A 13,098-nucleotide genomic window follows, 5' to 3' on the forward strand; every position below is an offset into this window, starting at 1 on the left:
CAAAGGGAGGTAATTTCATGCATGACCCGTTACATATTGGCGGCATCGAATTAACCAGTAGATTATTTATCGGAACCGGAAAATATAGCCGGAATACGCTGATCCCCGAAGTGATTGCTAGCTCTGGTTCTCAGGTGATTACTGTAGCGCTTCGCCGAGTGGACCCGCAAGGTGGAGCAGAAAATATCATGAACCACATTCCCGGCCACATGACTCTTCTGCCTAATACCTCAGGAGCGCGTACAGCGGAAGAGGCAGTCCGTATTGCAAGATTAGCAAGAGCTGCGGGACTGGGGAACTGGGTCAAGATCGAAGTGATCAATGATCAGAAATACCTGCTTCCAGATAATCTGGAGACCATACGAGCTACAGAGATTTTAGCAGCGGAGGGTTTTGTAGTATTGCCATATATGAGTCCGGACCTTTCGGCTGCTTTACGTCTGAGAGATGCCGGTGCTGCTGCTGTGATGCCGCTTGGTGCGCCGATCGGGACGAATCGCGGCCTGCGCACTAAGGAGCTTGTGCGTATTCTTATTGAAGAAGTGAATTTGCCGATTATTGTAGACGCCGGGATTGGCAAGCCCTCGGAAGCGGCGGAAGCAATGGAGATGGGGGCCGCTGCTGTTCTGCTTAATACGGCTATTGCAACGGCACGTAATCCGCTCGTCATGGCGGAAGCGTTCCGCGAGGCGATATCCGCTGGCCGCAAAGCTTATTTGGCAGGACTCGGTCCTGTAGAAGAAGTTGCTTTTGCTTCGTCACCGTTGACTGGATTTTTGAACTGAATTTGATAGGTCACGAAAGGAGGGAAGATTAGCATGAGCTTTTTTGACACACTGGCCCGCTTGGAGCAGTATCCTTATGAGCAGCTGTGGAAGGAGTTCCGGGAGGATGACGTTAAGCGGGCGCTTGGAAAAGACAAGCTGAACGAAAATGATTTGTTGGCATTGCTCTCTCCGGCAGCAACGCCGCTGCTAGAGGAGATGGCGTTGGCTGCACAGCGACTGACCCGTGCACATTTTGGTTATTCGATGCAGCTGTTCACACCGATGTATCTTGCGGATTTTTGTGTGAATCATTGTACCTACTGCAGCTTCAGCTCCATTTATGATTTTCCGCGCAAAAAGCTGTCCTTGGAGGAGGTTCGCAGGGAGGCTGAGAAGATTGCAGCTACAGGTCTGCGGCATATCCTCATTTTGACTGGTGAATCGCGCCGGGAGAATCCTGTCTCATATATTAAGGATTGCGTAGATGTACTCAGGGAATTTTTTTCCTCTGTCAGTATTGAGATAAATCCTCTATCAACTGCAGAATATAAAGAGCTTCTTCAAGCAGGGGTGGATGGATTAACACTGTACCAAGAGGTGTACCACCAGGAGACTTACAGAAAGCTGCATGTTAAAGGGCCTAAAAGAAACTACCGGAATCGCCTGGATGCACCTGAACGCGGCTGTCAGGCAGGTTTTCGTTCTGTGAATATTGGTACGTTGCTCGGGATGTATGATTGGCGGCAAGAGGCATTCCAAAGTGCCATGCATGCCCGTTATTTGCAGGATCGGTATCCAGATTGCGAGATCAGTCTGTCACCTCCACGGTTTCGGCCTTATTTAGGGGAATTTAACCCGGAGTGTGATGTTACCGACCGATCGCTAGTGCAGATTATTTTGGCATACCGGTTATTTTTACCCCGTTCGGGCATTACTTTATCTACAAGAGAGCCTGCCTCTCTACGCGATCATTTAATTCATCTAGGAATAACTAAGATGTCAGCCGGGGTCACTACTGAGGTGGGCGGTCACACTAATGCAGGGGGAACTCCGCAATTCGAAATATCCGATAGCCGTAGTGTGCAGGAGATTACGAAAATGCTATATACGAAGGGTTTGCAGCCCATTTTTAAAGACTGGGATATCCTGACCGAATCAACAACGTAACGCTTGTATTATCAATTATTAATCACTAAATGGACCCCTGCGAGATTCATGCGGAGGTCCATTTTTTATTGTATAGAGGGTGTTTAGTTTCCGGCAGAGAGCTCATCGAGAGACATTTCGAAACTCGGTGCCATATGAGTCAGAAAATAATCCACTTCCTGCAGGTCAAGCCCACGAAGTTTTGCTGCTGTCTGCTCCTTCGCGGCGGCGAATTCTCGGTTTCCTGCAGCAACTTCCCATACGCATTTCAAATAAGCATCCAGCCGATCAGCGGCTTTCACATAGCTGTGCAGCAGAATGTCCTCCGAATCGGGAGGGCTGTCTTCCGGTCGTATAAGCTGAGTGTAGATGCTTTTCAGCTCTGATGGAATCATTCCAGTTAAGCGATCAGCCGCAACTTTCTCCATTTCGCGGAAGCTGGTGAGCAAGCGAGGATTGTTGTATTTTACCGGCGTGGCGATGTCACCTGTGAACACTTCGCTGGCATCATGGAACAGAGCTAGGGTTGCTGCTCGTTCCGCGTTTAGTGAACGTCCAAAATGAACATTACCGATGGAACAGAGCATATGTGTGAGCAATGCAACATGAAAAGAATGCTCAGCGACGTTCTCCGGTGCGGTGCTGCGCATCAAGCTCCAGCGCTGAATATACTGAAGACGATATAGATAGGCAGAAAAATGGTAGCTCAATTTTAAAGTAACCCCTTTCATGCGGTGCTAGGTATGATATTATTATACTAATTGTATCAAACTTTAGATAACCTGGAACTGCCGAGAGGAGCTTGAATGAAGATGCAGCATTTTGAAGACAGTATTTATAACCTTATCGTAGAAACTTCCACGAATTTGCCGGGAGATGTACGCCGGGCAGTTGCAAAAGGTCGCGCGCTGGAAGACAGGGCTACCCGGTCCGGTCTTGCTTTAACCACGATTGCGCAAAATATCGGAATGGCTGAGCAGCAAGTGTCTCCGATCTGTCAGGATACGGGAATGCCTACATTTATCATTCACACCCCTGTGGGAATCAATCAGATTGAGATGAAAAAAGATATTCATAATGCCATTGTACGAGCGACCAAGAATGGTAAACTTCGTCCCAATTCTGTAGATTCATTAACAGGTGAGAATAGCGGAGATAACTTGGGTGCAGGCACACCAGTCATTCATTTCGAACAATGGGAAGAGGATAAAATAGACGTTAGACTTATTCTGAAGGGTGGAGGCTGCGAGAATAAAAATATTCAATACAGTCTCCCGGCAGAATTAGAAGGACTCGGCAAAGCGGGTCGGGATCTGGACGGAATCCGTAAATGTATTTTACACGCGGTATATCAGGCGCAGGGACAAGGCTGCAGTGCCGGTTTTATTGGCGTGGGTATCGGCGGTGACCGTACGACTGGCTACGAGCTGGCTAAGAAGCAGCTGTTCCGCAAAGTGGAGGATGTTAATCCAATAGAAGACCTTAGTAAGCTGGAAGACTATATTATGGAGAATGCTAACAAGCTTGGAATTGGCACGATGGGCTTTGGTGGTGAAGTATCGCTGCTGGGCTGTAAGGTTGGCGTAATGAATCGTCTGCCAGCTAGCTTTTTCGTATCCGTTGCTTATAACTGTTGGGCCTTCCGCCGCCAAGGGGTGCTGGTTGATCCATCCACAGGCAATATAGAGGATTGGTTGTATGAGAGTGGTACAGGGATATCTGTAGATGATGAAGGGGCACATGAATCTGAAGCAGTAATTGCTGAGGGAGCTAACAGCCCAGCCTCTGAATCGCGGGAAGTACGTCTTACAACGCCGATAAGTGAAGAGGATATCCGTAGTCTGCGTGTTGGAGACGTGGTTATTTTATCCGGTGAAATGCATACAGGCCGTGATGCTTTGCACAAATATTTAATGGATCATGAGTCTCCGGTAGATCTGGAAGGGGCTGTGATTTATCATTGTGGTCCTGTGATGATGAAAGATGAGGAAGGCTGGCATGTAAAAGCTGCGGGACCAACTACGAGCATTCGTGAAGAGCCTTATCAAGGCGATATTATCAAAAAATTTGGAATCCGTGCAGTCATCGGAAAAGGTGGTATGGGTCCAAAAACGTTAAAAGCGTTACAGGAGCACGGCGGGGTATACCTCAATGCGATTGGTGGAGCCGCCCAGTATTATGCAGAGTGCATTAAGAAGGTCAACGCTGTTGATTTTATGGAATTTGGTATTCCTGAGGCGATGTGGCATCTCGATGTGGAGGGTTTTGCAGCGATTGTGACGATGGATGCTCACGGCAACAGTCTGCATGCGGATGTGGAAAAAGATTCTGCAGCTAAATTGACTCAATTCAAGGAGCCAGTGTTTAAATAAATGGGGTTACAACCGTTGGATAAGTCATGAGGAGGGCAGATTCTCTGAATGGCTTTTCCATGGGTTTTAATCAAATTATAAGGATTTATATGTCCAGACTATAAATGATCCTTAAGGAACGCCGAAGGCGTTTTTACCTGTCTAAAGGAGGACAATGAATGGCACCACATTATATTAGAAATGGGTTTCTTAACGTTACGCCGTATTTTATTGCGGAAGATGCAGACCAATTGATAGATTTTGTTGTGCACTGCTTTGATGCCAAAATTATTGATATGCTGCGAAATGATGAGGGAAGGATTAGGCATGCCGAGGTCAGAATCGGTGATTCCATCATTGAGATTTCCGAAGCGAATGAAAAGTATTCACCGGTACAGCTTGCCATTCATCTTTATGTAAGAAATGTTGATGAGACCTACCGCAAGTGCCTGGATGCCGGGGCTTCTATTATTGAAGAACCACTGGATAAATCCTATGGAGAAAGAGGAGCAGGGGTTAGAGACCGTCAGGGTAATCAGTGGTTTCTTGCCACCCGTACAGAATAAACTCATGTGTTTTTACAAAAGTAATACAAAGTAACAGTCCAGAGTTAATCAACTCGGGCTGTTATTTTTATATAATCTACTCTGGGGGGCTTATGTCACGGTCATAGTCGTACTGGTATTTTGAAGAAAATGAAGTTAGGATAAAAGATACAATGATAAAGGGAGAGGCAAATTTCAGATGAAACCGTTTCGCGCTCGTCTTACGTTTATACTTATGGCCTTAATCGGTATTTCCATGATTGGTACTGGATTTACGATGGCTCATCTGTTTAAGAGCTCCCATATAACTGCTCTGGAAGAGAATATGTCCCGGGAAATAAGTTTGCTCTCAGGAACACTGGAATTTGTAGATATGAATTCTTCAAATGCGATCCCGTATTACACTGAACAGGCGGAGCATATTTCTAAACTTTTAGATTCTCGGATAACGTTTATTACAAAGTCGGGTAAAGTAATTGGCGATTCTGAGAAAAACCCCTTGGAAATGGACAACCACTCCAATCGTGAAGAAGAGATAGGGGCTGCGAAAGAGGGAACTGGACGGGCAATCCGTTACAGCGAAACTCTAAAGCATGAGATGTTATACGTGGCTGGAAAGGTAACTTCTGATCAGGGATTTGACGGCTATATTCGGGTCTCAATGGGACTTGATGCTGTAACGCAAGGTCTTAAGCATGCTTGGATGATCATGGCTGCAGGTCTAATTATCTTGTTCTTGTCAGCAACTATTGTGAGCTATAAAGTAGCTTCAAGCATGACTTCCCCGCTGGAGCAAATCACAAGAGTCGCCCGGCGGATTACCGATCTGGATTATGATGCCAGAGTTCATTTGAAGCGTAAAGATGAAGTTGGACAGCTGGCTACAGCGATTAATGCGATGGCAGACAGTCTTCAAGACCAGCTTAAGACGATTCGTGATAATGAGGATCTGCTGCAAAGCGTGCTGGATAATATGACGGGCGGCATCATAATGATCAATGCGGAAGAAGAGATTGCGCTGCTTAATCGGGCTTCAGAGCGAATGCTTGATGTCAGTAACGGTGAAATGGCGGGTCATTCGTACAAAGAGTTAAAACGGCATTATGAGCTAACCCGTCTGCTTGAAGAAGGGGTGTTAAGCCGGGAGCCGATTCATGAAGAACGAAGTATTTATAACCCAAGAGAGCGAATTGTACGGATGGACGCGGTTCCGATGATCCAGGATGGTACGTACAGAGGTATGCTTTTCCTATTGCAAGAGGTTACGGAAATTCGCCGTTTGGAGCGGATGCGTAGTGAATTTGTAGCTAATGTATCGCATGAACTCAAGACTCCGGTTGCAGCGGTCAAAGGGTTTGCCGAGACCTTACTGGGAGGCGGAGTTAAAGATGAGAAGACGGCGAGATCCTTCCTGCAAATTATTTATGATGAGAATGAGCGTTTAAATCGCTTGATTGGAGATATTCTGGAATTATCTAAAATCGAATCTAAACGGGTGCAGCTCGATTGCTCACCGGTTCATATCATTGAATTCTTTGATTCCGTGCTGGGAACCATCAGTAAAGTCGCTGAGAAGAAAAACATTAGTCTTAATGTAGAGGTTCCAGAGGAGCTATTCATTGAGGCGGATGAGGATAAGCTGCGTCAAATCTTTATGAATCTGTTCTCTAATGCGATTAATTACACACATGAGGGCGGAAACGTAAAGGTCTACGTTAAGAGTCTACTGAAACCAGACGGCTCCGAAAATGTTCAATTTACTGTTAGCGATACAGGTATGGGGATTCCTAAAAAAGATCTGCCGCGTATTTTTGAACGTTTTTACCGGGTGGATAAGGCAAGATCCAGAAGCTCCGGCGGAACGGGATTGGGGCTGTCTATTGTGAAGCATTTGGTAGATATGCACCATGGAGTGATTTCAGTTGAAAGTGATTTGGGAATCGGCAGTTCCTTTGTGATTGAATTGCCTTTGCTGCAGGAAGAAAAGACCGATTAGATTTTTGTGAATTCACTTTTTCAATTTTACACTAAGTTAACATTACGGTGATATGATGGTTTTGTTGCTGTTTTGTAAAAATCAAACTATATGGAAGACGGGGGAACCTATGGCTCAACGATTGCTTGTCATTGAAGACGAACCGACACTAGCCCGGCTGCTGTCCTATAACTTAACGCAGGAAGGTTACGAGGTGACGGTAGAGGATCATGGAACGGCAGGATATGATCGTGCGACGAGGGAACCTTTTGACTTGATCGTATTGGATCTGATGCTGCCAGGAATGAATGGCATTGACATCCTTGATAAATTGCGTGGACAAGGTATCCGCACACCTATTATCGTATTGACTGCTAAAAATGCTGAAGAAGATGTGGTTAGAGGGCTGAAATCCGGTGCTGATGATTATATAACCAAACCTTTTGGGGTATCCGAATTGCTTGCAAGAGTGAGCGCTGTATTGCGGCGGATTTCCGGTCTTGCTGAGGAGGCTCCACAAGAGACACCTATATCTGCTTCTACGATCATTCTGGGACAACTAGAAATCTATCCTGAGCGGTATGAAGTTTCCTTAGGTGGACATAGCATTAACCTGCGACCGAAAGAGTTCGAGGTATTGTTATATTTGGCTCGTAAACCAGGGGTAGTGCTGACAAGAGATGATCTTATGAACGCTGTATGGGGCTTTGATTATATTGGTGGACAGCGCACCGTTGATGTGCACGTAAGTTCACTTCGTAAAAAGCTTGAGCTAGATCCAGAATCCGTCCATATCGATTCCATTCGAGGTGTAGGTTATAAATTAGTTGTTAACAAAAAGAGAGCTCCGGTCATTTAGCATGACTGGAGTTTTCTTCTTTATCCCGTTCATAAACAAGATTCAGGTGAGATTACACGCCGAATTGTAGGGAATACTATCACGTGGACTAATTCATCTTCACCAATTTTACATTGCGTTAACATTTCTCTCCAACTGTATTTACATTAAAAGCTTATTATGGAGAACGAAGATGATGAGAAGGAGACGTAAATACTAATGAAATCCATCATTGACATAGAGAAACTTGATCTCTACTATGAGTCATTTCACGCACTGAAGAATGTGAATCTGCAAATTCCGGAGAAACAGGTTACTGCTTTTATTGGACCTTCCGGTTGCGGAAAATCCACTCTGTTGCGCACGCTGAATCGTATGAATGATATGATTCCTGGTACACGTATTGAAGGAACTGTAAACATCGGCGGCAAAAATATTTATAGTGACGAGGTAGAGGTAGAAAGCCTGCGTAAGCAGGTGGGCATGGTATTCCAACAGCCCAATCCTTTTCCGAAGTCGATTTACGACAATGTAGCTTATGGTCCTCGCCTGCACGGTATTCGTTCAAAGAGCGAACTGGATGAGATTGTAGAGCAAAGTCTGCGTCATTCCGCGCTGTGGGAGGAAGTTAAAGATTTTCTGAAAAAATCTGCCCTTAGCTTGTCCGGCGGACAGCAGCAACGGCTGTGTATCGCCCGAGCTTTGGCAGTACAGCCGGATATTCTGCTCATGGATGAGGCAACGTCTGCACTTGATCCTGTGTCTACGCTCAAGATAGAGGAGCTTGTACAGGAATTAAGAAGTAAGTATACAATCGTTATGGTTACTCATAACATGCATCAGGCGGCACGTGTATCTGGTCGAACCGTGTTTTTCTTGAATGGTGTAATTGTAGAGGCGGCGGATACAGAGGTGTTGTTCTCGACTCCTAAGGATTCCCGCACCGAAGATTATATTTCTGGACGTTTCGGCTGATACGGGCTACAAGGGCGCTCGTCCTTGGAAATGGCAAGCTGACCATACATTAATGAGGAGGATCGCTCTTACTATGATTCGCAGAAAAGAATTTGATAAAGATTTGGAAGAGCTGCGCAGTCTGCTGCAGCAGATGGGTGAACATGTAATAGATGCTCTTGGTGGAGCAATTGTTGCTTTACAGAATCTTGATACTGTGCGCGCTCAGGAAATCATTAAAGCAGATTTGCAGCTGAATGCCATGGAAGATAAAATCATGGAAATTGGCTCACGGCTAATTATTACACAGCAGCCTGTAGCAAAAGATTTGCGCCGCATTATCGTTGCTTTCAAAATATCTAGCGATTTGGAACGTATGGGTGACTTGGCTATTGATGTTGCGAAAGCAACTATGCGCATCCATGGACAGCAGCTGATCAAGCCGCTTGTAGACATTCCACGTATGGCGGAAATTGTGACGACCATGATTGATGAGGCTATCCAGTCTTATCTGGATGAGAACACGGATCTGGCTTATAGAATGGCACAAGATGATGATCAGGTCGATCAATTATATGGTTCGATGATCAATGAGCTATATAGTTATATGGTGGCAAAACCGGATTCTGTATCCCAAGCTATGTTATTAACGCTGGTAGGCCGTTATATTGAACGGATTGCCGATCATGCGACTAACATTGGTGAGAGTGTTGTTTATCTGGTCACAGGCAGCCGTCCGGACTTGAATCAGTAATTTGCACTTACACAGCTTTTGTTATATCTTTAGTTAAACTAAGTAGCCGCCCTTTTAAAAGGGCGGCTACTTGTTGTATATCCTTAACATATCAGCTTATCCCACTGTTTAGGTTGGTAAAGCCGTTTCTACTTGTACAGGGCATATGGTAAGATGTAAGGAGTAAGCATGAAAAAGGCGAGGTGCACTATGGACAAGTTGATACTTATAGATGGAAACAATATTATTTACCGTGCTTTTTTTGCGATGCCCCCGCTGACGAATACAGCAGGGCAACAGACAAATGCGGTGTACGGATTTACAACGATGCTGCTTCGTTTAATCGAAGAACATAAACCGACACATATGATTGTCGCTTTCGATGCAGGGAAAGTTACTTTTCGGCATGAAGGTTATCAAGATTATAAGGGCGGCCGGCAAAAAACACCGCCGGAACTCTCCGAGCAGTTCCCTTTGTTGAAGGAATTGCTGACTAATTTAGGTGTACCGCAGTTTGAAATTGGCAATTATGAGGCTGATGATATTATTGGCACCATTTCACGCCAGGCGGATGAAGCGGGACGGCAGGTTATGATCGTGTCGGGAGACAAGGATATGTTGCAGCTGGCCTCTGAGCATACGACCGTTGCTTTAATCCGCAAAGGGGTCACCGAAGTTGAGCTTTATGGGCCGGAACAAATCCGGGAGAAATATGACCTAACCCCTGAGCAGATCATTGATCTTAAAGGGCTGATGGGCGATGCAAGTGATAACATCCCGGGAGTACCCGGCGTAGGTGAGAAGACAGCTTTGAAGCTGCTGCATCAATTTGGATCAGTGGAAGGTGTCTTAGCTGGAACCGGTGAGCTAAAGGGTAAAATGAAAGAGAAACTGGAAACCCATGCGGAAGATGCGGTGATGAGCAAAAAATTAGCGACCATCTATCGTGAAGTACCGCTTGAGCATTCGTGGGAAGACATGGTCTTCAATGGAATTTCAGCAGATACAGCCGGACCAGCGCTTGCCAAGCTGGAATTTAAATCATTGTTGGAACGTTTGTCACTTAGTGCCTACGCTCCTGTTGCCGAGGGTGAGGAGAGTACTGCTGAAGTAGAAGCTGAGGCACTTGATATTACGATCGTAAGTGAAGAAGAACTTAAGGAGCTCAGTGAAGCCCTGGCTGGTATTTCGGCGCTGCATGTGGAATCGTATGGAGATAATCCGCATCGTGCCGAGGTAATCGGAATAGGATTGTCCTCTCTGGAGCGGCATTACTATGTGCCATTTGAATTACTGCATAAACCGGCCGCTGCGAAGCTGCGTGATTGGCTAGGAGATGAAAAGGCTCCGAAAAGTGGATATGATCTTCACCGCGCTGATTTGGCTCTACACTGGCAGGGAATTGCTTTTGCAGGTGCAGCTCATGATGTGCAGCTGGCGGCTTATTTGCTTGATCCTACGGAGGCTAATCAGAATCTAAATGATCTCACTGCTAAATACGGCTTGCCGCGGCTCTCTCCTGATGAAGAGGTATTTGGTAAAGGTGCCAAATACAAAATCCCTGAGCTTGAAGTTTTAGGAAATCACGTTGCACGAAAGAGTGCAACGGTTCTTGGAATCGCACAGAAGCAACAGCAGGAGCTGGTGGAGACCGCAATGACAGGGCTATTCGAGGATCTGGAAATGCCTTTGTCACGGATTTTGGCGGATATGGAGAAACAGGGGATTGCAGTCAATGCTGGTGATCTTAAAGAGCTTGGAAAAGAATTCGAGGCGCAAATTTCCAAATTGGTCAGTGAAATATACGAGATTTGTGGCACTGAGTTTAATTTGAACTCACCAAAGCAGCTGGGTGAAATCTTGTTTGTAAAGCTAGGTCTGCCTGTCGTCAAGAAGACGAAGACGGGTTATTCCACGGATGCAGAAGTGCTTGAGAAACTGGCGCCATACCACGATGTGGTGCGTTTGATTCTGCAATATCGCACAATTGCAAAGCTGCAATCTACCTACGTAGAGGGGCTGCTTAAAGAAATTTCCCCGAACACAGGGAAGGTGCATACATTCTATCGGCAGACAATTGCCGCTACAGGACGGCTTAGCAGCCAATTTCCGAACTTGCAAAATATCCCGATTCGTCTAGAGGAAGGACGCAAAATCCGCAAGGTATTCGTTCCGTCCGAACCGGGCTGGTCCATCCTGGCAGCCGACTATTCGCAGATCGAACTGCGTGTGCTGGCACATATTTCCGGTGATGAGCGGATGAAGGAAGCCTTTCTGCATGATATGGATATTCACACGAAGACAGCGATGGATGTGTTCGGTGTGACCGCAGAACAGGTGGACAGTAATATGCGCCGTGCCGCAAAAGCCGTTAACTTTGGGATCGTCTACGGGATCAGTGATTACGGTCTCTCGCAGAATCTGAATATTCCGCGTAAGGAAGCCGCGCAATTTATTGAGCAATATTTTGAGGTTTATCAGGGTGTACGCCGCTATATGGACGATATTGTAGTGGAGGCACGGAAGTATGGTTATGTGACCACATTGCTCGAACGTCGCCGTTATCTTCCGGAGATTAATGCGAAGAACTTTAATCTGCGCTCTTTTGCGGAGCGGACAGCAATGAATACACCTATACAGGGAACAGCAGCGGATATAATCAAGCTGGCGATGGTGCATATGGACAAGGCGTTATTTGATCGTGGGCTTAAGAGCCGTATGCTGCTTCAAGTACACGATGAGCTTGTATTCGAGGTGCCAGAGGATGAAATGGAGCTTATGAAGACGCTTTTGCCGGAAGTAATGGGTGGAGCCCTAAAGTTATCTGTGCCGCTTAAGGCAGAGGTCAGCTTTGGAAGTAACTGGTACGAGGCGAAATAGACTCCCTTTAAGGTGTGCATATCAGCTATAATGTAGTTGAGGTGAAGACATCATGCCGGAATTACCGGAAGTAGAGACAGTCAAGAGAACACTTAATGAGTTAGTTAATGGAAAGCAGATAGAGAATGTAACCGTCCGGTTGGCGCGGATTATTCAGCGTCCGGATGATATTCAGGCTTTTGCCCACCTGCTGGCAGGTCATAGCATTGTAAAAGTTGAACGAAGAGGAAAGTTTTTGCGTATTGTGCTGGATGGTCTGGTGCTTGTGTCACATTTACGGATGGAAGGCCGTTACGGACTTTTTTCAAATGATGACCCACTGGACAAGCATACACATGTGATTTTTCATTTTACGGATGGAACTGAGCTGCGTTACACGGATGTTCGCCAATTCGGGACAATGCATCTTTTTCAGATGGGAGAAGATCTTCAGCTGCCGCCTTTAAATAAGCTGGGGCAGGAGCCGCTGGAGCCTTCTTTTACACCGGAGAGGTTTAAGCAGATCGTGTCAGGTAAAAGCACCAAAATTAAATCGCTGCTGCTTAATCAGGAATATATCGTCGGCATCGGCAATATTTATGTAGATGAGTCGTTGCACCGTGCGGGTATCCATCCTGAAGACAGCGCCAAAGCGCTCACGGACAATCAATTGGACAAGCTGCATCATGCTATTGTAAGCACGCTGGCCGAAGCGGTTAACGCCGGAGGTTCATCTGTTAAGTCATATGTTAATGGCCAAGGTGAGAGCGGTACGTATCAGCAGCAGCTATTGATTTACGGTCGTAAAGATCAGCCGTGTAGTAACTGCGGAACGATGATTGAGAAGACGGTTGTAGGCGGTCGTGGCACGCATTATTGTCCAAATTGCCAGCGTCCGACTGTTCACTGAATTTGTTGAAATAATAAGGT

General features: G+C 46.0%; 11 protein-coding genes. 10 read left to right on the forward strand and 1 reads right to left on the reverse strand.

Annotation, left to right across the window (positions count from 1 at the left end; genetic code table 11):
• Positions 1–17: 17 nt before the first annotated feature.
• On the forward strand, positions 18–785 hold the full coding sequence (locus tag MHI25_RS10040) for a thiazole synthase (protein ID WP_038569684.1): 768 nt from the start codon (positions 18–20) through the stop codon (positions 783–785).
• 33 nt (positions 786–818) lie between these two features.
• On the forward strand, positions 819–1,934 hold the full coding sequence (gene thiH, locus MHI25_RS10045; RefSeq protein WP_076276413.1) for a 2-iminoacetate synthase ThiH: 1,116 nt from the start codon (positions 819–821) through the stop codon (positions 1,932–1,934).
• Positions 1,935–2,017: 83 nt separating this feature from the next.
• On the opposite strand, the gene yfbR is transcribed toward thiH, so the two are convergent.
• Positions 2,018–2,623 carry a 5'-deoxynucleotidase gene (gene yfbR / locus MHI25_RS10050; RefSeq protein WP_139330047.1) on the reverse strand — a complete coding sequence of 202 codons (606 nt, stop codon included), beginning with the start codon at positions 2,621–2,623 and terminating at the stop codon, positions 2,018–2,020.
• 102 nt (positions 2,624–2,725) lie between these two features.
• Between yfbR and MHI25_RS10055 the strand changes: the two genes are divergently transcribed.
• From MHI25_RS10055 to mutM, 8 genes are all read left to right on the forward strand, one after another.
• Positions 2,726–4,285 carry a fumarate hydratase gene (locus MHI25_RS10055; RefSeq protein ID WP_076125145.1) on the forward strand — a complete coding sequence of 520 codons (1,560 nt, stop codon included), beginning with the start codon at positions 2,726–2,728 and terminating at the stop codon, positions 4,283–4,285.
• A 158-nt stretch (positions 4,286–4,443) separates the two neighbouring features.
• Entirely contained in the window at positions 4,444–4,830 is a 387-nt protein-coding gene (locus MHI25_RS10060) for a VOC family protein (protein ID WP_076124919.1), read from the forward strand.
• A 178-nt stretch (positions 4,831–5,008) separates the two neighbouring features.
• Complete coding sequence (locus MHI25_RS10065) at positions 5,009–6,805, forward strand: ATP-binding protein (RefSeq protein ID WP_076124920.1); 1,797 nt, start codon at positions 5,009–5,011, stop codon at positions 6,803–6,805.
• Between the two features lie 109 nt (positions 6,806–6,914).
• Positions 6,915–7,643 (forward strand): response regulator transcription factor, encoded by a 729-nt coding sequence (locus MHI25_RS10070; RefSeq protein WP_036678951.1) that lies wholly within the window; start codon positions 6,915–6,917, stop codon positions 7,641–7,643.
• A gap of 198 nt (positions 7,644–7,841) precedes the next feature.
• A complete protein-coding gene (gene pstB, locus MHI25_RS10075) occupies positions 7,842–8,597 on the forward strand; it encodes a phosphate ABC transporter ATP-binding protein PstB (RefSeq protein WP_036678954.1) in 756 nt (251 codons plus the stop codon).
• A gap of 73 nt (positions 8,598–8,670) precedes the next feature.
• Positions 8,671–9,330 (forward strand): phosphate signaling complex protein PhoU, encoded by a 660-nt coding sequence (gene phoU / locus MHI25_RS10080; RefSeq protein ID WP_036678957.1) that lies wholly within the window; start codon positions 8,671–8,673, stop codon positions 9,328–9,330.
• Positions 9,331–9,519: 189 nt separating this feature from the next.
• A complete protein-coding gene (gene polA / locus MHI25_RS10085; protein WP_076301298.1) occupies positions 9,520–12,189 on the forward strand; it encodes a DNA polymerase I in 2,670 nt (889 codons plus the stop codon).
• A gap of 52 nt (positions 12,190–12,241) precedes the next feature.
• A complete protein-coding gene (gene mutM / locus MHI25_RS10090) occupies positions 12,242–13,078 on the forward strand; it encodes a DNA-formamidopyrimidine glycosylase (protein ID WP_076124923.1) in 837 nt (278 codons plus the stop codon).
• The last annotated feature ends 20 nt before the right edge of the window (positions 13,079–13,098 follow it).

Origin of the sequence: Paenibacillus sp. FSL E2-0177 (assembly GCF_037992975.1) — a bacterium.
Taxonomy (GTDB): domain Bacteria; phylum Bacillota; class Bacilli; order Paenibacillales; family Paenibacillaceae; genus Paenibacillus_AQ; species Paenibacillus_AQ odorifer.